At 66.4% G+C, this 22,521-nt stretch carries 21 protein-coding genes; 12 read left to right on the forward strand and 9 right to left on the reverse strand.

Going from position 1 to position 22,521, the window contains the following annotated elements; translation table 11 throughout:
- Positions 1–68: 68 nt before the first annotated feature.
- Positions 69–743: an HAD hydrolase-like protein gene (locus AC1DRE_RS21555; protein WP_476986540.1), complete on the forward strand. Its 675-nt coding sequence runs from the start codon at positions 69–71 to the stop codon at positions 741–743.
- Between the two features lie 67 nt (positions 744–810).
- Here the strand turns inward: AC1DRE_RS21555 and AC1DRE_RS21560 are convergent, their stop codons facing one another.
- The 4 genes from AC1DRE_RS21560 to AC1DRE_RS21575 form a co-directional block, all read right to left on the reverse strand.
- Positions 811–1,398, reverse strand: a complete 588-nt coding sequence (locus AC1DRE_RS21560; RefSeq protein WP_476986589.1) for an adenylate kinase — start codon at positions 1,396–1,398, stop codon at positions 811–813.
- Positions 1,399–1,596: 198 nt separating this feature from the next.
- A complete protein-coding gene (gene exaC, locus AC1DRE_RS21565; protein ID WP_476986541.1) occupies positions 1,597–3,120 on the reverse strand; it encodes an acetaldehyde dehydrogenase ExaC in 1,524 nt (507 codons plus the stop codon).
- Between the two features lie 44 nt (positions 3,121–3,164).
- Complete coding sequence (locus tag AC1DRE_RS21570) at positions 3,165–4,076, reverse strand: DUF817 domain-containing protein (RefSeq protein WP_476986542.1); 912 nt, start codon at positions 4,074–4,076, stop codon at positions 3,165–3,167.
- Positions 4,077–4,181: 105 nt separating this feature from the next.
- The gene (locus AC1DRE_RS21575) at positions 4,182–4,955 is read right to left on the reverse strand and encodes an oxygenase MpaB family protein (RefSeq protein WP_476986543.1); all 774 of its coding nucleotides are present in this window, start codon (positions 4,953–4,955) and stop codon (positions 4,182–4,184) included.
- Between the two features lie 108 nt (positions 4,956–5,063).
- On the opposite strand from AC1DRE_RS21575, the gene AC1DRE_RS21580 reads away from it, so the two are divergent.
- The gene (locus AC1DRE_RS21580; RefSeq protein WP_476986544.1) at positions 5,064–5,540 is read left to right on the forward strand and encodes an NUDIX hydrolase; all 477 of its coding nucleotides are present in this window, start codon (positions 5,064–5,066) and stop codon (positions 5,538–5,540) included.
- Between the two features lie 21 nt (positions 5,541–5,561).
- On the opposite strand, the gene AC1DRE_RS21585 is transcribed toward AC1DRE_RS21580, so the two are convergent.
- From AC1DRE_RS21585 to AC1DRE_RS21600, 4 genes are all read right to left on the reverse strand, one after another.
- The gene (locus tag AC1DRE_RS21585; RefSeq protein ID WP_476986545.1) at positions 5,562–6,038 is read right to left on the reverse strand and encodes a GNAT family N-acetyltransferase; all 477 of its coding nucleotides are present in this window, start codon (positions 6,036–6,038) and stop codon (positions 5,562–5,564) included.
- A gap of 287 nt (positions 6,039–6,325) precedes the next feature.
- Positions 6,326–6,703 (reverse strand): hypothetical protein, encoded by a 378-nt coding sequence (locus AC1DRE_RS21590; protein ID WP_476986546.1) that lies wholly within the window; start codon positions 6,701–6,703, stop codon positions 6,326–6,328.
- On the reverse strand, positions 6,703–7,176 hold the full coding sequence (locus AC1DRE_RS21595; RefSeq protein ID WP_476986547.1) for a hypothetical protein: 474 nt from the start codon (positions 7,174–7,176) through the stop codon (positions 6,703–6,705). Before AC1DRE_RS21595 ends, AC1DRE_RS21590 begins: the two co-directional genes overlap by 1 nt.
- A 378-nt stretch (positions 7,177–7,554) precedes the next feature.
- Positions 7,555–8,175, reverse strand: coding sequence for a TetR/AcrR family transcriptional regulator (locus AC1DRE_RS21600; RefSeq protein WP_476986548.1), 621 nt, complete (start codon positions 8,173–8,175; stop codon positions 7,555–7,557).
- A 115-nt stretch (positions 8,176–8,290) separates the two neighbouring features.
- On the opposite strand from AC1DRE_RS21600, the gene AC1DRE_RS21605 reads away from it, so the two are divergent.
- The 3 genes from AC1DRE_RS21605 (at position 8,291) to AC1DRE_RS21615 (ending at position 12,084) form a co-directional block, all read left to right on the forward strand.
- The gene (locus AC1DRE_RS21605) at positions 8,291–9,835 is read left to right on the forward strand and encodes an APC family permease (RefSeq protein ID WP_476986549.1); all 1,545 of its coding nucleotides are present in this window, start codon (positions 8,291–8,293) and stop codon (positions 9,833–9,835) included.
- Entirely contained in the window at positions 9,836–10,696 is an 861-nt protein-coding gene (locus AC1DRE_RS21610; protein ID WP_476986550.1) for a carbon-nitrogen hydrolase family protein, read from the forward strand.
- A gap of 140 nt (positions 10,697–10,836) precedes the next feature.
- On the forward strand, positions 10,837–12,084 hold the full coding sequence (locus AC1DRE_RS21615; RefSeq protein WP_476986551.1) for an NYN domain-containing protein: 1,248 nt from the start codon (positions 10,837–10,839) through the stop codon (positions 12,082–12,084).
- A 100-nt stretch (positions 12,085–12,184) separates the two neighbouring features.
- Here the strand turns inward: AC1DRE_RS21615 and AC1DRE_RS21620 are convergent, their stop codons facing one another.
- Positions 12,185–12,448 carry a GlsB/YeaQ/YmgE family stress response membrane protein gene (locus AC1DRE_RS21620; RefSeq protein ID WP_104174507.1) on the reverse strand — a complete coding sequence of 88 codons (264 nt, stop codon included), beginning with the start codon at positions 12,446–12,448 and terminating at the stop codon, positions 12,185–12,187.
- 477 nt (positions 12,449–12,925) lie between these two features.
- Here AC1DRE_RS21620 and AC1DRE_RS21625 point away from each other — a divergent pair, with 477 nt between their 5' ends.
- The 7 genes from AC1DRE_RS21625 (at position 12,926) to AC1DRE_RS21655 (ending at position 22,463) form a co-directional block, all read left to right on the forward strand.
- On the forward strand, positions 12,926–14,203 hold the full coding sequence (locus AC1DRE_RS21625) for a hypothetical protein (protein ID WP_476986552.1): 1,278 nt from the start codon (positions 12,926–12,928) through the stop codon (positions 14,201–14,203).
- A gap of 85 nt (positions 14,204–14,288) precedes the next feature.
- Positions 14,289–16,163 carry a Na+/H+ antiporter gene (locus tag AC1DRE_RS21630; protein WP_476986553.1) on the forward strand — a complete coding sequence of 625 codons (1,875 nt, stop codon included), beginning with the start codon at positions 14,289–14,291 and terminating at the stop codon, positions 16,161–16,163.
- A 188-nt stretch (positions 16,164–16,351) separates the two neighbouring features.
- Positions 16,352–17,245, forward strand: coding sequence for a MurR/RpiR family transcriptional regulator (locus tag AC1DRE_RS21635; RefSeq protein WP_476986554.1), 894 nt, complete (start codon positions 16,352–16,354; stop codon positions 17,243–17,245).
- Between the two features lie 32 nt (positions 17,246–17,277).
- Entirely contained in the window at positions 17,278–18,267 is a 990-nt protein-coding gene (locus AC1DRE_RS21640) for an NAD(P)-dependent oxidoreductase (RefSeq protein WP_476986590.1), read from the forward strand.
- A 9-nt stretch (positions 18,268–18,276) separates the two neighbouring features.
- Positions 18,277–19,824, forward strand: a complete 1,548-nt coding sequence (locus AC1DRE_RS21645) for an aldehyde dehydrogenase family protein (RefSeq protein WP_476986555.1) — start codon at positions 18,277–18,279, stop codon at positions 19,822–19,824.
- A 42-nt stretch (positions 19,825–19,866) separates the two neighbouring features.
- Positions 19,867–21,090 carry an amidohydrolase gene (locus AC1DRE_RS21650; RefSeq protein WP_476986556.1) on the forward strand — a complete coding sequence of 408 codons (1,224 nt, stop codon included), beginning with the start codon at positions 19,867–19,869 and terminating at the stop codon, positions 21,088–21,090.
- Positions 21,087–22,463, forward strand: a complete 1,377-nt coding sequence (locus AC1DRE_RS21655) for a DUF3100 domain-containing protein (RefSeq protein WP_476986557.1) — start codon at positions 21,087–21,089, stop codon at positions 22,461–22,463. The genes AC1DRE_RS21650 and AC1DRE_RS21655 overlap by 4 nt, the downstream gene beginning before the upstream one ends.
- Positions 22,464–22,521 lie beyond the last annotated feature (58 nt).

Raw genomic sequence — 22,521 nt, forward strand, 5'->3', positions numbered from 1 at the left:
ACTGTCCCTGGGACTGTGCGCTCCGAAACCGTAGCCAGAAAGGCTCCGCAGAAATGATACGTCTACATGTGGACAATCAGGCATCCGCCGCCGTCAGCTGCATTCTGTTCGACATGGACGGGACGCTCCTGGACTCCGCACCGGGGGTCATGGACAGCGCTGCCCGGGCGCTCAAGGCCGTAAAGGCGCCCGTCCCTCCGCACCGGGACTTGCTCACGTACGTCGGTCCGCCCATGTACGAGTCGTTCCGGCACAGTGCGGGCCTGGACGCGGCAACCGCCCAGGAAGCGCTCCGGCACTACCGCGCAGCCTACGCCGAAACAGGGGCGGAACAATCCAGCCTTTTCGACGGTGTTGGCGGCCTCCTGGACCAGCTGGCTTCGCTGCAGTGTCCGATGGCCGTGGCAACGTCCAAAGTGGAGGATCAGGCGGTCAGGCTGGCGGGCGCTTTTGGCATCGCCGGTCACTTCGCCGACATCTGCGGTGCGTCCGACGCAGCCGGCAGGGCCTCCAAGGAGGACGTTATTGCCGAATCGCTGGCGCGGCTGAAGGCCCAGGGCGTGGACATTTCCAGCCCGGTCATGGTGGGCGACCGGAGCTACGACGTTGCCGGGGCGGCCGCGCACGGGATCCCTGCGATCTTTGTCGCCTGGGGATACGGAGACCCGTCGGAAGCGCGCGGGGCCGCGGCTGTTGCCGGGACGCCCGAGGGCCTTGCGCTGCTGCTCCGTGCAGGCCGGTAAAGCAGCCGCCCGGTAACTGAAGCGGAGGACGACGGCGGGAAGTCCCGCCGTCGTCCTCCGCTTTAGATCACCGTCCGCTGACGATGGAGACCGTGCTGGGGTTTTCGATGGCGCCCATCACCCTGTCGGTCACTTCATCGATGCCGCCGATGCCGTCGACCTGGGTCAGGATGCCCCGCTCGGCATACTTGGCCACAACGGCCTCGGTCTGCCCGTGGTACAGGTCCAGCCGGTGGCGGATGACGGCTTCGTTGTCGTCGCTGCGGCCCGTCTCCTTGGCGCGGCCCAGGAGACGGTGGACCAGTTCGTCGTCATCGGCCGTCAACTGCAGGACGATGTCCAGTTGCTGCCCGCCCCTGGCCAGGACCCCGTCCAGATAATCAACCTGCGCCGTGGTGCGGGGGTATCCGTCCAGCAGGAAACCGTTCTCGAGGTCGTCCTGGCAGAGGCGGCTGCGCACCATCTCGTTCGTGACGCTGTCCGGAACGAAGTCACCGGCGTCCATGTACTTCGTGGCTTCGATGCCAAGCGGCGTCCCGCCCTTCACATTGGCGCGGAAGATATCGCCGGTCGAGATCGCTACAACGCCGAGGCGCTCCGAGATGCGCTCCGCCTGCGTGCCCTTGCCGGATCCGGGCGGGCCAATAATCAACATTCTCGTCATTCAAATAACCCTTCGTAGTGCCGTTGCTTCATGTCAGTGGCGACCAGGATGCATCGGTGCGTGACAGCAGAGTACGACGGCGGGAGGTCCCGCCGCCGTCCACTGGCTTTTTATGCAGCTAACGGTAGTTATGGTGCAGTAGGCGGTAACGGGGTGGCAGTCCCGGTGAGCCTGGGCTGGTGCCCGGGCTTAGAAGAAGCCGAGCTTGTTTTCGGAGTGGCTGACCAGGAGGTTTTTGGTCTGCTGGTAGTGGTCCAGCATCATGGCGTGGTTCTCGCGGCCGATGCCGGAGGACTTGTAGCCGCCGAACGCTGCGCCGGCCGGGTAGGCGTGGTAGTTGTTGACCCAGACGCGGCCGGCCTGGATTTCGCGGCCGGCACGATAGGCGACGTTGCCGTTGCGCGACCAGACGCCGGCGCCGAGCCCGTAGAGGGTGTCGTTGGCGATGCTGACGGCGTCGTTGTAGTCCGTGAAGCGTGCCACGGAGACCACGGGGCCGAAGATCTCCTCCTGGAAGATCCGCATCTTGTTCTGGCCCTCGAAGATGGTGGGCTGGACGTAAAAACCGCCGGCCAGGTCCCCGTCAAGCTCCGTCGGCGCACCGCCGGCCAGGATTTTGGCGCCCTCTTCGAGCCCGATGTCGATGTAGGAGAGGATCTTCTCCATCTGGCCCACCGATGCCTGGGCGCCGATCTGGGTGTTGGTGTCCAGCGGGTTGCCCTGGATGATCTTCTGCGTCCGCGCCACGGCGTCAGCCATGAAGGAATCGTAGATACCGTCCTGGACCAGGGCGCGGGACGGGCTGCTGCAGACCTCGCCCTGGTTGAAGGCATAGAGGGTGAAGCCCTCCAGCGCCTTGTCGTAGAACGCGTCGTTGGACTCGGCAACATCGTTGAAGAAGATGTTCGGGCTCTTGCCGCCCAGTTCCAGCGTGACCGGGATCAGGTTCTGGCTGGCGTACTGGCTTATCAGGCGCCCCGTGGAGGTCTCGCCGGTGAAGGCGATCTTGCGGATCCGCGGGCTGGAGGCCAGCGGCTTTCCCACTTCGGCACCAAAGCCGTTCACGATGTTCAGCAGGCCCGGCGGCAGCAGGTCGGCGATGAGTTCGGCCAGGACCAGGATGGAGGCCGGCGTGTTGGAGGCAGGCTTGAGGACCACGGCGTTGCCGGCGGCCAGGGCCGGGGCCAGCTTCCAGACGGCCATCAGGATGGGGAAGTTCCACGGGATGATCTGGCCCACCACGCCAAGGGGTTCGTGGAAGTGGTAGGCCGTGGTGTCGTCGTCGAGCTGGGAGAGCCGGCCTTCCTGGGCGCGGATGGCGCTGGCGAAGTAGCGGAAGTGGTCCGCCGCGAGCGGAATGTCCGCATTGAGGGTTTCGCGGATCGGCTTGCCGTTGTCCCAGGACTCGGCGACGGCGAGCATCTCCAGGTTCGCGTCGATCCGGTCCGCGATCCTGTTCAGGATCGCGGCGCGCTCTGCGACGGAGGTCTTGCCCCAGGACGGTGCGGCCTTGTGCGCGGCATCGAGTGCGAGCTCAACGTCCGCAGCGGCGCCGCGGGCCACCTCGGTGAATTGCTTTCCGTTCACCGGGGAGACGTTCTCGATGTATTGGCCGGACGTTGGAGCCACCCATTCTCCGCCGATCCAGTTCTCATAGCGGTCCTTGAACTGGACCTTGGATCCTTCTTGGCCGGGCTGTACATAAACAGTCATGGTCACTCCTCTGGAAAACAGACGTCTTCGTCCTGGCCCCCATGCTAGGTGTTCAAAGGTTGCGACCAGGCTGCATCGGCCGCTGGGGGCGCGCTTCCTGCCGCAGGCTCCTCGGGTGGCCGGGGCTTGTAGACCCAGGCCACGAGCACCACGGAGATGATCATCAGCAGGAACCAGGAGACCAGCTTGTCGGGCGAGACCAGGTGCCATCCGTCCACCTGGTTGGGATAGAGCCAGGCCCCGGACCAGGTGGCGATATTCTCCGCGATCCAGATGAACAGCGCCACGAGCAGGAAGGCCAGGACCAGCGGCATCCGGAACTGACTGCGGAACACGCGGAAGTGCATCACGCACCGCCCGTAGATGATCACGACGGCGGCCAGCAGGACCCAGCGGGCGTCCACGATGTAATGGTGGGTGAAGAAGTTCACGTAGACGGCCGCGGCCACGACCGCCGTCACCCACCGCCTCGGGTAGCGGGCAAATCGCAGGTCAAAGAGCCGGTAGACACGCACCATGTAGGAACCGACGGCCGCGTACATAAAGCCGCTGAAGAGCGGTACGGCCCCGATGCGCAGGACACCCTCGGCTTCATAGGACCAGGATCCCACGTCGGTCTTGAACAGCTCCATGACCGTTCCCACCAGATGGAAGAGGACAATCACCCTCAGCTCACGGAGGGTTTCGAGCCGTGTGGCTACCATCAGGATTTGGATCACGACGGCGGCGAGCGTCAGGAAATCGTTCCTTGCCAGACCGGCGTCGTGGGGATACCAGAGGCGGGCCGCCAGCAGTACGGCGAGGAGCAAGGCGCCAAAGATGCACGCCCAGCCCTGCTTGAGGCCGAAGACAACAAACTCAGTGAGCCTGGAACGGGCGCCGCCGGCAGGAGCCTTGTCCAGAAACCGGTGTGCGCGCCCATCGATCAAAAGTTCTACGGACGTGAAGCTGCGCATTGGTACCCTGTTCCCCCGCCACGAGTGGCAATGTTGATTTTCCTGCCGGACAATCCGGTCCGTTTCCTGCCTGTGTATGTCGCCCTAGGTTCTAGGGACTAGGACCTAGGCAGTGCCGAGCCGGGCGAGGCAATAGTTCTTGGGCCAGTGCCGGGCCCGCTGGGGCAGCCGCGGATAGACCACGGCGGACCACCGCATGGTGCGGTCGAACCAGCGGCGGTGGCGTTCACTCCAGGGCAGCCCGAAGCCCTGCCGAAGCTGGTCCGGCAGGAGTCCCACGGTGATGAAGCGGGCCAGCGGCATGGCCAGGCGCTGCCAAAGCTGCGGGTCGGACGGATACAGCAGGTCGCGGGCCACGCGGACGCAGACCTCGTCTGCCTGCAGCCTTTGCAGGCAGCCGTTCCAGTAGGTGGCGAAGGCAGCGCGGTCGGCCGGCCACAACTCTGCCGGAAGCTGCAGGGCGGTACCGAGTCGCGCGTAGTCCCGATACATGAGGTCTGCCGCTTCGTCGTCCAGCGCCCCGTAGATTTTCTCGTAGACCGTGACGGCGGTGTCATAGAGGGTGGCCACCACCCACAGCTGCGACTGGGCATCGAAGGCACTGTAGCCTGCGGAGCCCGCATCGGGTTTGCGGCGGACGGGAGCATGGGCGCGGTTCACGCTGCGGCGCACCGCTGCCACCTGCCCCTCGGTGCCGTACACCACGGCGTACACGTAGGTCAGGGTGCCGCGAAGCCGCTCCAGCGGACGGTCTGTGAAACTGCTGTGCTCCGCGACGCCGTGGCCCACCGCCGGGTTCGCGATCTGCAGCAAAATTGCGCGTCCTGCCCCCGCGAGCAGAACGCCTTCTGCTCCCATGTCGGCAAGTCCACGCACCATGCCCACACCCTACCCGGGTGGCCGGGGGCGGCGCCCCTGCAGAGGTCCCGCCAATGGCCGGACGACGTGGTGCCGGCCGGCCCGTATAGCCTTGGGAGAGGAGGGAACATGACCGTTCGAAGCGCAGGAATACTGTTGTACCGGTGGAACCCGGCAGCTCAGCTGGAGGTCTGGATAGCCCACATGGGCGGACCGTTCTGGGCCCGCAAGGATGCCCACGCATGGTCCATCCCCAAGGGCGAATACCCTGAGGACGAGGATCCGCTACCCGCCGCCCGGAGGGAGTTCGCCGAGGAAATGGGCACGCCGGCGCCACCCGCCCACTACTTCCGGCTTGGCGAGTTCAGGCAGCCGTCAGGCAAGATCATCACGGCCTTCGCGGCGGAGTGGGACTTCCGGCCCGGACAGGTTATGAGCAATACCTTCGCGCTGGAATGGCCCAAGGGATCCGGCGTCATCCAGCACTTTCCCGAAATAGACGACGCCCGCTGGTTCGAAGAACCCGAAGCGCGGACCAAATTGGTGAAAGGCCAGCTGCCCATCCTTGACGCCCTCAGCCGGCATCTCCAGGACAAGCTTTCCTGAATGGACAGCCGGTGCCGGGGGCTATGGCGCCGCCGGAAGCGCGTAGTACAGGTAGGCGTCCTCTTCGCCGGTGCGCACGAAACCGGCCCCTTCGTACAACGCAGGTGCGGGGTTGCCGCGGTGGACCCCGAGGGTGAGCGACTTGCTGCCGCCCGTCCTGGCGTCAGTGATGAACGTGTCCAGCAGCAGCCGCCCGATCCCGTGCCGCCGAAGACCGGGCAGGACGTGAAGGGTAACCAGAACCGCAGCCCCCTCCGGGAGCGGCATCCACAGCATGATGCCCGCCGGGACGCCGCCCACCTCCGCCACCCGGGCGCGCGGGAGGTTGGCGGTCCAGAGCTCCAGGTTCCGGTCAATCGCCTGCATCCAGCCGTCGAGCTGTCCGCCCTCGATGTCCCGCATGTACTGCAGCTCGGACCTGTACAGCATGGGAAGGTCTGTGGGCTCGGCGGGCCGGATGGTCCGGGCCGGCCGATTAGCTGGGTCGGAGGGGTTCATCGGGAAAGTCTCGCACGCGGGAGCGGACGACGGCGGGACGTCGGATGAGCTGGCGTTCCTGCAGGGCTTCAACGCGGCCACGGACCGTTCCTGGCAGATCGAAATGGAACGGTGGCGCTCGGCAGGCATACAGCCGAGATGCTGGGAACCGACGGGCTTGAATGGGACCGCTTGCAGCAGTGCGCGGAAGCCGGGCCACGAACCGAGCAGGCTGTCCATGTGGATGCGCTCCATGCAGGCGGCGTCCATCCCTGCTCTGCCTTCCTCCAGGGCTAACTGCGTTCCATTCAGGTGACTGTTCCTGAGGGATCCCCGTAAAACCGTCCGAAACGGTGAAGGTAGAGGTACATGCCGAGGAAGGTGACTACGCCCAGGAGTGGCCCTGCCCAGATAGCAACCGGAGTGCCGTGGATGAGTATCGCGGCGGCTCCAAATATGCCTCCCACAACGCCTACTCCAGGGCTGGCAGTGGCGAGCTTGCCTTGGACGTTTCGGCCTACTTGGCGGTATCGCAGGCCGTGCAGGACGCCGAAGAGGATAAAGGCGGCCCCCATAATCAACGGCCACGGCCAGTCGGCCATTGCTACAACGCTCAGGGTCAGACCGTACATAGCAGCCAATGCCAACCAATAGTTTCGTACAGTGGTGGTGACTTTCGTGTTCATCAGCATCCTCGGTTGAAGTCAATCACGGATCCGGCGATGGCCATGGCCGCTGAGCAGCCAAGCGCAGCCATGGGGCCGAAGAATCCCAAAGCGCCGCAGAATGCGGCATTGGTGCCCCACCAGGCCCAGAGGGCAGCCCAAGCCGACGGGCACTGCGGGAACATCGGTTTCATGGACATGCTGCCTTTGCCGCCACCGACCATCGAAGGTTTTGCCTTAATGATTTTGGCTACCTTGGTGTTGTTGGGCCCATCGCTGACTTCGAGTGAAAGATACCCGGTGTCGGTGAGCTCGACCAACGATTTAAGTACATCGGTAGGCATGGAAGCGGCCAGGAAGTTCTGTTGAAGTCCGCTGTCGAATCGACTATCGGACGACAGAAAGGTGGTGAGCGGCTTGGATTTCTTTATGATGCGAAGCCGCTCAGCGAACCCGGCCGGGTCGCTTGATCGAGCTTGCTCAAGTCGTTTCATGGCCTCGTCTGTCTGAGCCCGGGTCGGTTGGAGCAACGCGACCCCAGACTCGGTGCCAGCCACGGTGCGCGCTCCGGCGGCACTGGCAGGCCCGACAGGTGCCAAGAAGACCGCAATTACTGCCACAACCGTAACGACTACTCGACAGGCTTGTTTCCAAGCGCCAATTGTTAAAAACATTTAAATTCCCCCAATACAGACTCCACCCACTCTTGCTGAGCAGGCGCACTACCGCGCGACCATTACAGGGCGCGGAAGCGGGGTCAAGGCTACAAACCCCACAAAGGTGATGCAAGTCAAATGGGCACCGTCCCAGATTGAGGACTGGCGTGAGGCGGACGACGGCGGGACCTCCCGCCGTCGTCCGCTTCCGTTCGCTTACGTCCGGACGGGCTCGAGCAGCCTTGCGGGGTCCACGGCGAGGAGAACCGCCGCGAGCCGCGCGTTGAGCTCGAAAACATCGCGGCTGCTCGCCACCCCGGACAGCACGTCCATGACCAGCCCGTCCTCCTGGGCGACGATGATGCGGGCAATGTCCGCCGGCTCCAGGACGGGATGAAATTCGCCAGCGGCAATTCCTTCGGCAATGATGCCCTCGTAGCTTGACTGCTGCGCCCTGGTGAACTCCTCCTGGATACGCCGCAGTTCAGCGTTCCGGAGCGAATGGGACCAGTACTCGTAAAGGATCTGTGAGGCGTCGTCCTCCAGGCCGCCCGAAATGCCGGCCTGCAGCGCGGCCGCCAGCCTGGCAGTTGGCCCCGCGGCGGTATCGACGGCATCCGTCAGGCTTTGCAGGAAACGGTCCGAGGACGCCTGCACCGCCGCGGCCTCGATTTCAGCCAGTCCCCCGAAGTAATACAGCACGGCGTTCGGGGCCATGCCCGCTTCGGACGCAATTGCCCGCAGCGTCGCAGCACCGGCCCCTTCCCGGGCCGCTACAGCCTGGGCCGAGGCGAGGATGTGGCTCCGCCGAATCTCCTTCTTGGTTGGACCTGCCATCGACTCGCTGCCCCATTCTCTTCGGCGATCAGGTATTGACAATGATCCTAGTCACATATTGAATGGTGTTCAAATTTGAACGTCATTCAAATTTCCTGACTCGATGAGGAGTTCCATGACCCGCCCCGTTCCCCAACCTCCGCCTCCAACCGCCACGCGCCCGGCCTCCGCCAAGGGCCTGAAAGCAGGGTCGATCGGCATCGGCCCCACCGTCGCCCTAGGCCTGGCCGCCGTAGCCCCCGCCTACAGCCTGGCCGTCACGCTGGGCTTCGTCGTCCTTGCCGTGGGCGTGCATACCCCTGCCGCTTTCCTCCTCGGGTTCGTCCCCATCCTGTTCACGGCCTTCGCCTTCCGGGAGCTGAACAAGGAGATGCCGGACTGCGGAGGGGTCTTCGTCTGGATTACCCGCGTCTTCGGACCACGCGCCGGCTGGTTCCTCGGCGGCTGGGTTCCCCAGATCGCAACCTTCATTGCCACGGCGGCCCTGGCGCAGGTAGCTGCCACGTACCTCCTGCAGTTCCTGGGCCTCGGTGCAGTCGCCGAACAGCCCGTCCTGGTGGCCCTCATTGCCTGCAGCCTCATCGGCCTGAGCGCAGTCGTTTCGGCGCGCGGCATCGAGCTGTCGGCCTGGCTCCAGTACGCCCTCATCGGGTTGCAGCTCGTGGCGCTTGGCGGCTTCTGCGTCGGCGCGTTCACCGCGATCGCCACCAGTGCTACGCTCGACGGCGCCGAGCCGCCAAGCCTCGACTGGCTGAACCCCTTCGCCTTCGGCGACGCCTCGGGACTCGTCTCGGGCGTGATCCTGTGCCTGTTCATCTACTGGGGATGGGATGCGCTGATCGCCGTCAACGAGGAAACCACCAACCGCAAAAGCACCCCGGGACGCGCCGTCGTCATCACCACCACCATCCTGCTTGTCTTCTATGTGGTCACGGCCGTGGCAGCTGTCGGCTTTGCGGGCGTCGCCGGCATCACCGATCCGGGGACTGTCTCGGACGTACTCTCCGTGCTCGGGCCGCAGGCAACCGGGACCGTTTTCGGCCAGATCATCATCCTCGCCGTCGGCTTATCCGCCCTTGCCGCACTCATGACCGTGGCCGTCAGCACACCGCGCTCCTGGCTCAGCATGGGCACCTACGGTGCCCTCCCTGGCGCCACCACCAAAATGGACCCCGCCCGCGGCACACCCACTACCTCGATCCTCTGGTGGGCGCTGCTAAGCGTCGGAATGACCGTTGGGCTGACGGCCATCGCAGCGGACTTCATCGGCTTCGCCGTCCTCTCGATCGGACTGCTCATCGCCGCCTACTACGCCGCAACCGCCCTCGCCTGCGTGGTGTATTTCGCCCCGCAGATGCGCACGTCAGCTACGTCTCTCCTGATGAAAGGCATCCTGCCGGCGGTTGGCGCAGCCATGATGATCGCGGCATTCGTCTTGAGCGCCCTCGACATGTACTCCCCCGATTACGTGGGGCTCTCGTGGCTGGGCATCGGGACGGTGTTCTGGACCGGCGTCGGCGCCCTGGTCATCGGCGTGATCGTCACAGCCCTGCTGCGAACCCGGTACCGGGAATTCTTCTCGGCGGAAACCATCCCGCGGGGCAACGTCACCACCCGGGCCGAACTGGCCACCATTCTCACCAGCGAAACTGAGGCATAAATGCGAGTCCTGTCCGTAGCAGCCATCCAGACCAAGTCGGTCCCTTACGACGTCGAAGCCACCTGGCAGCGCTTCGTCCGGCAGGCCGAGTGCGCGAAGGAACTCGGGCCGGAAGTCGACGTCATTGTGGCTCCGGAGCTGCTGCTCTCCGCGCCCGGCGAATTCCTCCAGCCGGACCCCGCCGCGGACACCCGGTCCGCCGCCCCGATTCCCAGCGACCTCACCGGACGGATCACCGGGGTTGCCCGGCGGCTTGGCGTCTGGCTTGTACCGGGATCGCTGCTGGAGGAGCACAACGGGTCCACCTACAACACGGCCATCGCTGTTTCGCCCGAGGGTGAGATCGTGGCCCGCTACCGGAAGCTTTTCCCCTGGCGCCCGTTTGAAACGACAACACCCGGGGACTCGTTCGTGACGTTCGATATCCCCGGCAAGGGCCGCGTGGGCCTGGCGATCTGTTTTGACGGCAGCTTCCCTGAGGTCGCCCGGCAGCTGGCGTGGCTCGGAGCCGAGGTGATCATCCAGCCCACCCTCACCACCACGCGTGACCGTGAAATGGAAGTGGTCATGTCCCGGGCGAATGCCTTCGTCAACCAGGTCTTCGTGGTGAACGTCAACGGCGCGGACCCTTCAGGGGTCGGCGAAAGCGTGATCGTGGATCCGGAGGGCACCATCATGCAACAGGCGCGGGGCGGGGAGGAGATCCTTTACGGCGTCCTGGACCTGGACCGGGTGACGCAGACCCGGCGCTACGGGACGTTCGGAATCAACAAACCCTGGTCCCAGCTCAAGGACCAGCGCGGCATCCTCGCCTACCCCATGTTCGGTGGAGCGAGCTTCCAGCCTCCCGAATGGAGCTAAGAACCAACGGCAACGGCGGGCGGACGACGGCGGAACCTCCCGCCGTCGTCCGCTTGCTTTGGGCGCGCTCCCGCCAAGTGCGGCTGGCGCGTTGCAGAAAAAGCTCCCCGCGCGCCCCGGGTTGCTGGCACACTGAGCCAATGAAAGACGCGCGCTCCCCCTCCCGACGGCCCGGAATCCGGGCGGCCATGTTTGTCGACTTCGACAACGTATATACGGGGTTACTGGCCCTCGATCCGCTCGCGGCGAAGCGTTTCGCCGAGGATCCCAAACACTGGGCGGATGCCTTGTCCGCCGGCGGCTCCGCCGAAAGTTCCCGCCGCTTCCTGATCAGAAACTGCTACCTCAACCCGGTGGTGTACTCGAAGTACCGGACGTACTGGACCCGTGCCGGTTTCCGGGTGATCGACTGCCCGTCGCTGACGCAGCGCGGGAAGTCCAGCACCGACATCAACCTGGTGCTGGATGCGATGGACGCGCTGTCCGGCAGCGCAGGCATTGACGAGTTCTTCATGGCCTCGGCAGATGCTGATTTCACGTCCCTCATCCAGCGCTTTCGGGCGGCGGACAAGATGACCACGGTCATCGCCGCCGGTGCCGTGGCCTTCGCCTACCGCGAGATGGCGGACAGCGTGGTGGAGTCCCACGACTTCGTGGCGATCCTGAACGGCACCACCGGGGAGCCAATCCACGCTGTGGCCTCTGTCCAGCCACTGCAGGCACAGGCGGCGGCGAAGGCAAAACCCAAGGCAAAGTCGAAGACCGTTTCCGCCGCGGTCTGGGAGGTCTGCGATTTCGTCCGGGCTGCCCCGGGTCCTGTTGTCGGAGCCATGGTGGCCCACCGCGCTCTCACGGCGGACCCGTCCCTAAAAACAGACTGGGGCGGGTACGGAAAATTCGGGACCTGGGTGGCCCAGATCGGCAACGGTGTTGAATACTCCCCCTCACGGGGCGGTTGGGTCTGGGACGCTCAGAGGTTTTCCAGTGACGACCTGCCTGCGGATGCCGACGTCGAGCCCGGCATCGAGGAACGGGTCGCCAGGGTGACGGACGTGCCCGCACTCTCCGAGGCGCAGTTCCGGCAGCTATTCCAAGCTCTGGCGGCACGGCTTCGCGAACAGCCGGTCAACCGAAACGAGCTCTCGCGGCTCGTCCGGGATGACTGCGTCACCGCCGGCCAGCCGGTGTCCCGCGGTGCGGTGAACTTTGTGGTCCAGGGTCTGGGTTACGTCAATTACCAGCTCAATGAAAATGCGACGGCGGAGGGGCTGGCGGCTGCCTGGACCGAGAACGTGGAAGAGCTCTGCCGTGTGGCGCTGATGGAGTTCGACGACGGCGAGAAGGCGGCGCTGCGCCGCTGGGCCAGCGGCGGCTACCTGGAAGCTTAGTCCCCCTGCGGCGGGCGCCGGTGAGAGGACGACGGCGGGGAGGAGCCGCCGTCGTCCGTCTCGGTTTTCGTTGCCTTAGGCCGGCCTCACAGACTGCGGGTCAGGCCCTGCTTCGACGCGTGACGGCGCCGAAGATGCCCAGCACAATCACGGCGCCCAGAATAGCCAGCAGCCAGGTCCTGAGATCGAAGAATTCAGCGAGGCCGCCGCCGAAGACCAGCGAACCGATCCATCCGCCAAGGATGGCGCCGACCACACCCAGAACCATCGTGACTACCCAGCCGCCGCCCTGCCTGCCGGGAAGAATGGCCTTTGCGATAGCTCCCGCGATCAAGCCGAGCAGGAGAAATCCGAGAATTCCCATGACGAGCTTCCTTCCGAATGAGAGAACCGCATAGCTGCGGCAGGAGCAGGGATTCCTGCTGGGCGGGTCATGCCCCTTGCCTGCTGCCCTCCGCGGTCCGGGTTGCCGGCACCTGCCGGTGAGTGGATTCTAGGGATTGTCCTACGGCCCGTCACGAGTGGCCGCCACCCGAATATGCGGCCGCATACGCGCACCGCCGTCACTAACTACCCGCGGACCGCGCCTGAGGCCCAAATACCCTAGCGGGTATATCCGCTCAACCATAGCCTTGGCTTCTGGAAAAGGAGGCCGAGGATGCCCGATTGTGGAATCGAAAACGGCGGTGGGTTCGGGTCGGGCGGACGGTGGATAGCTTGCGCCGTGGCCACCCTGCTGGCACTGGCGGGATGCTCATCCGGAGGCGGGACGCCGGGTGACACTCCATCGGGCGGGACACCAACCGCGACAGCCACTGCGCCGCCCGCGTCCTCATCAAGCATGCCTGGAACAACAGGGTTTCCCAAAACGGTCTTCACGGACCAGGAACTCGTGGCGATCATCAACGGATTAGCTCAGAACCGGGGCGTGCAGTTTCCCACCGCGCAGGACTCCGCCCGCCAGCGAAGCGGAGCCTCGAGCGGCACCTTCCCCGAGGTCAGCACTGAGACGACGCCCAGCGAGTGCATCAGCCTCGTCCCCCAAAACCCCTTCAGCCGCTGGGCCGACAAGGGCGTGAACTTCGCCGAGGGCGCCATGCCGATGGTTGCACAGTCGGGACCGGCCACCACCATCATGATCACACTGCGAAGCGCGGAAAAGGATGCCATCGCCAAGGCCGATTTCGGCTACACGGACGATCTGGCACCCCGTTGCGGCCAGTTTGACCTGGCATCAACGGAGTCCGGCCGCACCTCAACGTACGCCGTCCAGCTCTTGGCTGCTCCCCCGATCGGCGAGAAACAGCACGGCTTGATGCAGACCACGAAACCGAAGGGCCCGGGGGATTACGGCTCGGTGGTTCTGCGGGTGCTTGCAGGAACGCTCTCCATCACCCTGAGCCTCGCTGTCGCCGAGCTCAACTCCGAGGCCGACGCGAAGCCGGCCCTCGACTCCATGGCCGCCTTGGCGAAGGAACTCATCGACCAGGCCGTGACGAAGCCTCCGACAGTTGCCCCTCCGCCGCCCAACTCCCGGTCCGCTGATGATCTCGTGGCACTGTTCAAGGGCGTCACCGGGCCCGACGGAAGTCCCGTGGCACTGCCCGGCGCCTCGGTCATCGGCCCGGCACCCGGCTCCTCCGCGGGCCCTTCGCTGCAGGGGCCGGTGCCTCCGTGCACCTACAACGACGAAGCCTATTACGGCTCGCTCCCGGGCGCGGTCCTCGGCCAGGGGCAGATCCAGGGTGCCAGCAAGATGGATTACACCGAGTTCAGCGTGATCAGCATGGCGGCGACGGCGGCGCCGCCTTATCCCTTTGACACCCGGGCCGCTGCACTCCGGGAGTGCACGACGGTCCAGGAGGTCGTTTTTGGCGGCGGCCCGCGCGAGTGGTCGGCCGTTTCGAAGCTGAACACAACCATTGCCGCCGACTCAAGCTACGCCGTCGCCTATCAGTTGCCGGATGGGACAGGCGAATGGCACGTCAGGGCCGGCGCGCGCCAGGGGACGTTGTCGGTGGAGGCCAATACCAGGACGTCCTCGCAGGCGGAAGCCCAGGCCACCGCCGACGGGCTGGCCGCCTTCTTTGGCAACGTATTCTCCCGTGCCGGGCTGTAGAGCCTTCCCTCATGATGAGGGCCGCGCGCCGGGTCTTCATTATCACCCCGACCCGGCACAGCCGGGCCCCTGAGAGAATGAGCCCATGGAGATCGCCCTGGGACTGCTTGTTCTCGTCGCGGTGGTCTGCGCCGGCAGTGCATTGGGCAGGAAACTCAACGTTTCGGTGCCGCTGCTGCTGGTGCTGGCCGGCGTCGCCGGTTCTTTCCTCCCGTTCATTCCGCCCATCGAGCTCAACCCGGAACTGGTCCTCGTGGGCCTGCTACCGCCGCTGCTCTATGCCGCAGCGCTGCGGACCTCGCTGTTCGACTTCGGCTCCAACCGCCGCGCCATCGGGCTCCTCTCGGTTGGCTACGTCATTTTCGGCACGATCACAGTGGGCTACGTGGTCTGGTGGCTTTTTCCGGAGATCCCGCTGGCCGCCGCCATCGCCCTCGGCGCCGTGGTGGCGCCGCCGGATGCGGTGGCTGCCACCGCCATCGCGCGGAAGGTGGGAATGCCCCGCCGGATTGTCACCATCCTCGAGGGCGAGTCACTGGTCAACGATGCCACCGCCCTGGTCTGCCTCCGAGCTGCGATCGCCGCCATCGCGGGGTCCGTGTCCGCCGCCGGAATCGCCGGTGGATTCGTTCTCGCGGCCGGCGGCGGCCTGGTGGTCGGCCTGGCCGCGGCCTACGTGCTGACCCAGCTCCGCAAACGGATCCGGAACGTCGCCATCAACACGTCGACGTCGCTGATGGCGCCGTTCGTCGCCTACCTGCCGGCCGAAGCGATCCATGCCTCCGGTGTCCTCGCCGTCGTCGTTACCGGGCTGGTGATGGGAACCAAGGCGCCGTCCATGCCCAACGGTGCCGCACGGCTGAGCCAGCGCAGCAACTGGAACACTGTGCAGTTCCTGTTGGAGAATTCCGTTTTCCTGCTGATCGGGCTGCAGGTCCGCACCATCATCGACGGTGTCCAGGATGACTCCCTCGGTGCGGCCCGCATCTGGGCGGGCTGCGCGGTCATCCTGCTGGCGGTACTGCTGCTCCGGCCGGTGTGGGTCTTTCCCGCGACGTACCTGCCCCGGCTGATCCCGTCCGTGCGGCGCAACGACCCGGCGCCGCCGTGGCAGTTCGCCGCAATTGTGTCCTGGGCGGGCATGCGCGGCGTGGTGACCCTGGCGGCGGTACTGGTGCTGCCCGCGGACCTCGAACACCGTTCCGTGCTGATCCTGGCTGCCATGGTGGTGGTCGCCGGGACGCTCACGCTGCAGGGGTTTACCCTTCCGCCGCTGGTCCGGTTCCTGCGGATCAAGGGCCCGGACCCGCGGGAGGACGCCCTGAACCAGGCCTCCCTGATGCAGCTGGCCACCGCCGCCGGCGTGGAGCGGCTGCAGGAAATGCGCACCGACAAGGATCCGCCGGAGGTCGTCGCCATGCTGAAGCGGCGCACGCAGGAGCGCGGGCTGGCGGCGTGGGAACGGCTGGGCCGCCCGACGTCGGAAGCGGCGACACCCAGCCAGCGCTACGCCCAGCTGCGGCTCGCCATGCTGGAAGCCGAGCGGGCCAAGGTCCTGGAACTGCGGCGCGGCGGCCAGTACGCCCACGAGGTCCTCAGTGAAGTCCTGGACCGGCTGGACGTCGAGGAATCGATGCTCGACGCCACGCTGGATGAGCTGGACGCCTCCGACGGGGGCGGCGGAGAGGGCATCGCGAGGCCCGGCGGCGTCTGCGGCCATCTGGAGTCCGCGCCGGACCCGCAGGTTCCGGCGGACCCCTTCTGTCCGGACTGCGCACTGGAAGGGACGACGACGGTACACCTTCGGATGTGCCTGGACTGCGGCAACGTGGGCTGCTGTGATTCCTCCCCTGGAAACCACGCCTCCCGGCACTTCGGGTCGACAGGCCATCCGGTGATGCGGAGCATCGAACCCGGCGAAAACTGGCGCTGGTGCTACGAGGACGACCTGCTGGGGTGACCTGGGAACCGGTGCGGTGCCAGCCCGGCCCGGCGGCTTTGGGGATGCCTGACGGCTGGGGGATCACCTCGGACAGCCAGGTTTAACAGCCCGGAAACACAAAACTCTTCCTGCAAACCAAATTGCATAGTACATTTGATGCAAACACCATTGCAGAGTGATTCAGATTACAGAGAAGAGTTCCCGCTGTGTCCAGTTCGGCATCGCCCGGTCATCCCGCCAGCAGCAACGGCGCCTCCGATCCGGCATCCGCCTGGCTCGGAGACGCCCTGCCGGACGTCCTCCTGACCAAAGCCCAGGGCCGGGTAGTGGAGGTCATCGTGCGCAATCCGCAGCTGTCCTCCTACGCGGACATCGCCGAGATCGCGCAGCGTGCCGATGTGAACAACTCCACCGTGGTCCGGGCCGCACAGCACCTGGGCTACCGCGGCTGGCCCGACCTCCAGCGCGAACTGCGCGCCCGCTACCTGGTGATGATCTCCACCGAGGACACCCTGGTGGAACACGGTGCACACCGCAGCCCGCTCCACGATGCGCTGAACCACGACATCGAAAATCTCCGACTCACCCTCGACGCGAACACCGCCGACGAGGCCCAGTCCGCCATCGCGACGCTGGCCGAGGCACGGTCGATCACCGTGGTGGGCATGGGCTCCTTCGCCGGCCCGGCCAGCGTCATGGCACATCTGGGAACCATCATGGGCTACCCCATCACCCTGGAGCCGCGTGGCGGGGTCCACCTCGCCTCCAGCGTCAACAGGCTCGGCCCCGGCGATGTCCTGGTGGTGATCAACATGTGGCGCTCCATGCGCGAGATCATCGCCGCAGCAGAGGCGGCGCACCAGGCCGGTGTGAAGGTCGTGGCGATCAGCGACATGCGGCGCGGCCGCCTGGCCACGATCGCGGACCATCTGCTGGTGGTCGCCTCCGAAGGTATCTCCTTCTTCCAGTCCGTCACCGCTGCCAACTCCGCGGTGTACGGCCTGCTGACCGGAATGGAGGCTGCCCACCCCGAACGCAGCCGGGAAACCATCCGCCGGACCCAGCAGCTCTGGAAAGACCTGGACATCTTTCTGGACTAGGCGCATTCCAGGACCGGACGCACCTCCATCACCTGCCTGTCCATCCCCGCCACACCCACCAGCCGAACTTCAGCAACACCCCCAAGGAGCTTCCAATGAACACCAGCATCGACCGCCGCATAGCCGTCATCGGCCTCGGCTCGATGGGTGGAGCCATGGCCGACACCCTGCACCGCACCGGCTGGCAGGTCACAGGGTTCGACCCGTCCGAAGCCGCCAGGGCGGCCGCGGAAGCACGCGGCATCGCCACCGTGACGGACGCCGGTGCGCTGGCCGGAACACCCTACGTGGTGCTGTCCCTGCCGTCGGCCGCGATTGTCGAGGCCACTGTGCCCGCCCTGTTCAGCGTCCCCGGAACCGTCGCCATCGTTGACACCACCACCTCCGAACCGGCCACCAGCGCCGCGATGGCAGCCCTGGCCGAATCGAACGGCGCCGCGTTTGTGGATGCGCCCGTTTCCGGCGGCAGGGACGGCGCCGCCACCGGATCCCTCAGCGCCTTCGTCGGAGCCAGCGAAACAGACCTCGCCGCCGCCGAGCCCGTGCTGAACGCACTGACCGGCGGAAAATACAGCCACATCGGCGGCCCGGGCAGCGGCAACGTCGTCAAGCTGCTGAACAACGTCCTGGCCGCCGCCAACCTCGTGGCCGTGGGCGAAGCCCTCGCCGTCGCGAAGGCCTACGGCATCGATCCGGGCACCGCCGCGGCCAGCATCAGCGCAGCCTCCGGCGGCAGCAAAGTCTCCGCCAACATGTACCCCAACTGGGTGCTCTCCGGCACCCACGATTCCGGCTTCGCCCTGGGCCTCATGGCCCGCGACGCCGCCCTGGCGGTGGACGTTGCCCGGCAAAAGGGCGAGAACCCCGCCCTGCTCGCCGCCGTCGTCGGCCAATGGCAGGAAGCCCTGGCCGCCCTCGGCCCCGCCGCCGACTTCACCGAAATAGCCCGTATGGTTGCCCCCGCCATCACCCGTTCCGGCACTCCCACCACCGTGGCCGCAGCCACCGCACACCGCGCTTAAGGACCCCGCATGATCATCACCACAGCACCCACGTCCTCCTCGACGGACACCGCCCGCGCCGTCCTCGACGCGGCTTTCCCCGCCGGCCTCGGCGCCTTCATCGACGGCAAGGTGGTGCCCGGCAACGGGGAAAGCATCACGCTCACCGCCGCCGCGACCGGCGCGCCCTTCGCCACCTACGCCGATCCGGGCGCCGAAGGAGCCCGGGACATCCTGGAAAGCTCCGTCCGCGGCGCCGCGGCCTGGGGCGCACTCAACGGATTCGAGCGCGCGGCCATCCTCCGGAACGTCAGCCGCACGCTGGAGGCGCACACCGAAGAACTGGCCATCCTGGAATCGGCCACCACCGGAAAACCCATCCGGGATGCCCGGGTGGAAGCCGCCAAGGTGGCCGAAATGTTCGGCTACTACTCCGGCTGGGCGGACAAGCTCACCGGACAGACCATCCCCGTGCCCGGATCCTGGCACACCTACACCGAGCGGGTGCCGTGGGGCGTCGTCGTGGCCATCACCCCCTGGAACGCGCCGATGTTCACCGCGGGCTGGAATTCCGCCGCACCCCTGGCCGCCGGCAACGCCGTGATCATCAAGCCCAGCGAGTTCACACCGGCCTCCACCATCCGGGTGGCACAGCTGGCCCACGAAGCCGGACTGCCGGACGGTGCTTTCAATGTCGCCCCCGGCCTCGGCCAGACGGTCGGCGCAGCCCTCACATCGGACCGCCGCGTGGGCAAAGTCAGCTTCATCGGCTCCGTGCCCACCGGGCGCCGCGTCGCGGTGGCCGCCGCCCAGGCCGGCATTCCGGCCCTGCTGGAACTCGGCGGCAAGTCCGCCAACATCGTGTTCGCCGACGCCGACCTCGAGCGGGCGGCAGACGGCGCCATTTCGGCCATCTTCTCCGGGGCGGGGCAGTCCTGCGTGGCTGGGTCCCGGCTCCTCGTGGAACGGAGTGTGCACGACAGGTTCGTGGAGCTGGTCGCGGACCGGGCCGGCCGCCTCCGGGTCGGGGATCCGCTGAGCGCCGACACCGAGGTGGGCCCCATCATCACCGCCCAGCAGTTCGCCACCGTCAACTCCCTCATCGACGCAGGCGTGCAGGACGGCGGGCGCCGGATCACCGGATCCGCGCTTCCGTCCCGCCTCGCCGACTCAGCCCTGGCCGGCGGCCACTGGGTGATGCCCACCCTGCTGGACGGCGTGACGCCGCAGAACCGCCTGGAGACCACCGAGGTTTTCGGCCCGGTGGTCGGCGCGGATGCCTTCGACACCGAGGCGGAGGCAATCGCCCGGGCCAACAGCACCAGTTTCGGCCTGGCGGGAGCCGTGTGGACCTCGGACGTTTCCCGGGCCCACCATGTGGCGCGTTCGGTCAGGGCCGGAACGTTCTGGATCAACTCGTACAAGACCATCCACGTGGCCGTCCCGTTCGGCGGTTTCGGCGACTCGGGCCACGGGCGGTCCTCCGGTCCCGGTGTGCTGGACGAGTACACCCAGACCAAGGCGGTCTGGGTGCCCACCCGGGCGGCCGGCTCCCCCTTCCCTTCCCTTTCCTACTAGCCCTTTCCGACCAGCCCTTTCGTACCAGCAAGGCAGAGACCCGTGGACCTTACAGACACATCCAGACCCGCCGACGCGTTGAGAACTGAGCTCAGCGAGGGAGTGGACCGGTGGAAACCGAGCGTCCACGTCATGGCCAGGAGCATGCACGCCAACCCCGAAATTTCCTTCGAGGAAACCCGTTCCGCCGAGGCGGCCGCCACGCTGCTCGAAGAAGGCGGCTTCACGGTAGAACGCGGGAGCTGCGGCCTGCCCACCGCTTTCACGGCGACCGCCGGCAGCGGTGACCTCGTCGTGGCGCTGTGCGTCGAGTACGACGCTCTCCCCCAGATCGGCCACGCGTGCGGGCACAACCTGATCGCCGGGGCCTCGGTTGCTGCCGCACTGGCGCTGGCTCCGCTCGCCGATGAACTGGGCATCACCCTCAAGGCCATCGGCACCCCGGCCGAAGAGCACGGCGGCGGCAAGGCCCTCATGCTGGAACGCGGCGGTTTCGACGGCGTGGGCCTGGCACTCATGGTTCACCCGGTCCAGGACGGCCTGACCTACAACCCTGCCGGGACCAGCGCCCAGGCCGTGGGGCGGTACCAGGCAACGTTCACCGGCAAGGCCGCGCACGCAGCGGCCGCTCCGCACCAGGCCGTGAACGCCGCCGACGCCGCAGTGCTGAGCCAGGTTGCCGTGGGCCTGCTCAGGCAGCAGATCCCCGGCGACCACAGGATTGCCCTGTACGTCGCCGAGGCCGGGCACGTCACCAACATCATTCCGGAGCGGGCCGTGGTGAACTTCGAATGCCGCGCCTTCACCCTGCCGGAGTACGAAGCGCTGCTGGAACGCGTGCGCCGCTGCTTCGAGGGCGCCGCCCTGGCCACCGGGACGCAACTGACCATTGAAGCCACGGAACCGCTGTACGAACCCCTGGTCCAGGACGATGCCCTCGCGGCCCACTGGACCAGTGCGATGGACTCCTTCGGCAAGGACACCTCGCCCTCCGCCGGCCTCAGCGGCGGCTCCACGGACATGGGAAACATTTCCCAGGTCATCCCCAGCCTGCACCCCTGGCTGAGCATCCCGGGCGCGGACGTGCCGATCCACTCCCACGCCTTCGCCGCCCTGGCGGACACCCCGGAGGCATACGCGGTCATGTTCGAGGCAGCCCTTGCCCTGGCCTGGACCGTCGCAGCCGCCGCCACCAACCCCACAGAACGCGAGCGGTTCACCGGTGCCGCGTTCAGCCGCCCCAACCCACAGGAAGTCACACCATGAGTACCAGCACCACAACCGCTCCGGTCACCAGGGCCGGAACCAAGCTGACACTTCCCGTTGCGGCGCTGGCCCTCGCCATCGCCGTCACCGTCCAGCTCATCGGCCAGCTGAAGATCGATCTGGGCATCGGCTCGATCATCATCTTCCCCATGGTCTGGGGCCTCATCCTCGGCCTGCTGACCTCGGTCCAGAAGTTCAAGCCCCTCGGCCTGGACCTCCAGCGGGTGGCGGCAGCCCTGGTGGGCGTGGCGGTCTTCCTGCTGGTGGCCCGGCTTGCGTTCAACATCGGCCCCAGCCTCCCCAGCCTCATCAAGGCCGGGCCGGCACTGCTCCTGCAGGAGGTCGGCCATCTGCTCGGAACCGTTGTACTGGCACTCCCGCTGGCCGTCCTGCTGCGCATGGGCAAGGCGACTGTCGGCGCCACCTTCTCCCTGGACCGCGAGCCCTCCTTCGCCATGGTCTCCGAAAAGTACGGCCCAGACTCCGACCAGTACCGCGGCGTCCTTGCCATGTATGTCTTCGGTACCCTCTTCGGCGCCGTGTTCATCACCCTGCTGACCTCGCTCGTGGCCAACTGGAAGCTCTTCGACCCCCTGGCCCTGGCGATGGGTGCGGGCGTGGGTTCCGGCTCGATGATGGCCGCCTCCGCAGCAAGCATCATCGGCGCCTACCCCGGCGACCAGGAGGCCATCCTCGCCATGGCCGCCATCTCCAACCTGATCACCACGGTCCTGGGCGTGTACGTCGGCATCTATGTGGCCCTGCCGCTCGCCGACCGTTTCTACCGGTTCCTGACCCGCAAGCAAACGGTCCGCGAAACCGCTGCCGTCACGGCCGGGGCCACCGCCGAAAGGACGCAGGCAGATATCGACCGGGAAACCGCCCAATCCGACGCCAACCGGAAATTCCGGGAACAGGTCGCTGCGTCGTCGGCCGCCATCACGCTGCCCCTCTGGCTCTCGCTTTCGGTCCTCACAGTCCTCGGCGTCGCCACGGCCTCGATCGCGGCCAAGGGATTCAGCTGGTCCATCGTCGGCGGCTACGCCATCCTGCTGGCTCTGGTGCTCTTCAGCCTCCTCCTGGCCAGGATCACCCGGAAGATCTCCGCGATCGTGTTCATCACCACCATCGGGGCGTACATCTCCAGCCCGTGGTTCTTCGGGGCCGAGCCGCTTAACGCGATGGTGAAAACCGTTGACTTCCTGTCCATCGCCACGGTCATGCTGACCCTGGCCGGACTGTCGCTCGGCAAGGACATCCCGCTGCTGAAAAACATCGGCTGGAAGATCATTCCCGTCGGGCTGCTCGCCATCACCGCGTCGTTCCTGCTCTCCACCGTGATCGCGGAGTTCGCGCTGGGGCTCTGGCACTAACGCCGCTGCACTGCGGCAGGCGCAACGGACGACGACGGCGGGACCTCCCGCCGTCGTC

The organism is Arthrobacter sp. P4_H3, assembly GCF_056400885.1.

Excerpts from the sequence above, each read along its gene's own strand:
- AC1DRE_RS21560 (WP_476986589.1), bottom strand. The coding sequence starts at position 1,398 with ATGTTGATTATTGGCCCGCCCGGATCCGGCAAGGGCACGCAGGCGGAG.
- exaC (WP_476986541.1), bottom strand. The coding sequence starts at position 3,120 with ATGACTGTTTATGTACAGCCCGGCCAAGAAGGATCCAAGGTCCAGTTC.
- AC1DRE_RS21570 (WP_476986542.1), bottom strand. The coding sequence starts at position 4,076 with ATGCGCAGCTTCACGTCCGTAGAACTTTTGATCGATGGGCGCGCACAC.
- AC1DRE_RS21575 (WP_476986543.1), bottom strand. The coding sequence starts at position 4,955 with ATGGTGCGTGGACTTGCCGACATGGGAGCAGAAGGCGTTCTGCTCGCG.
- AC1DRE_RS21580 (WP_476986544.1), top strand. The coding sequence starts at position 5,064 with ATGACCGTTCGAAGCGCAGGAATACTGTTGTACCGGTGGAACCCGGCA.
- AC1DRE_RS21585 (WP_476986545.1), bottom strand. The coding sequence starts at position 6,038 with ATGAACCCCTCCGACCCAGCTAATCGGCCGGCCCGGACCATCCGGCCC.
- AC1DRE_RS21590 (WP_476986546.1), bottom strand. The coding sequence starts at position 6,703 with ATGAACACGAAAGTCACCACCACTGTACGAAACTATTGGTTGGCATTG.
- AC1DRE_RS21595 (WP_476986547.1), bottom strand. The coding sequence starts at position 7,176 with ATGAAACGACTTGAGCAAGCTCGATCAAGCGACCCGGCCGGGTTCGCT.
- AC1DRE_RS21600 (WP_476986548.1), bottom strand. The coding sequence starts at position 8,175 with ATGGCAGGTCCAACCAAGAAGGAGATTCGGCGGAGCCACATCCTCGCC.
- AC1DRE_RS21605 (WP_476986549.1), top strand. The coding sequence starts at position 8,291 with ATGACCCGCCCCGTTCCCCAACCTCCGCCTCCAACCGCCACGCGCCCG.
- AC1DRE_RS21610 (WP_476986550.1), top strand. The coding sequence starts at position 9,836 with ATGCGAGTCCTGTCCGTAGCAGCCATCCAGACCAAGTCGGTCCCTTAC.
- AC1DRE_RS21615 (WP_476986551.1), top strand. The coding sequence starts at position 10,837 with ATGAAAGACGCGCGCTCCCCCTCCCGACGGCCCGGAATCCGGGCGGCC.
- AC1DRE_RS21620 (WP_104174507.1), bottom strand. The coding sequence starts at position 12,448 with ATGGGAATTCTCGGATTTCTCCTGCTCGGCTTGATCGCGGGAGCTATC.
- AC1DRE_RS21625 (WP_476986552.1), top strand. The coding sequence starts at position 12,926 with ATGCCTGGAACAACAGGGTTTCCCAAAACGGTCTTCACGGACCAGGAA.
- AC1DRE_RS21630 (WP_476986553.1), top strand. The coding sequence starts at position 14,289 with ATGGAGATCGCCCTGGGACTGCTTGTTCTCGTCGCGGTGGTCTGCGCC.
- AC1DRE_RS21645 (WP_476986555.1), top strand. The coding sequence starts at position 18,277 with ATGATCATCACCACAGCACCCACGTCCTCCTCGACGGACACCGCCCGC.
- AC1DRE_RS21655 (WP_476986557.1), top strand. The coding sequence starts at position 21,087 with ATGAGTACCAGCACCACAACCGCTCCGGTCACCAGGGCCGGAACCAAG.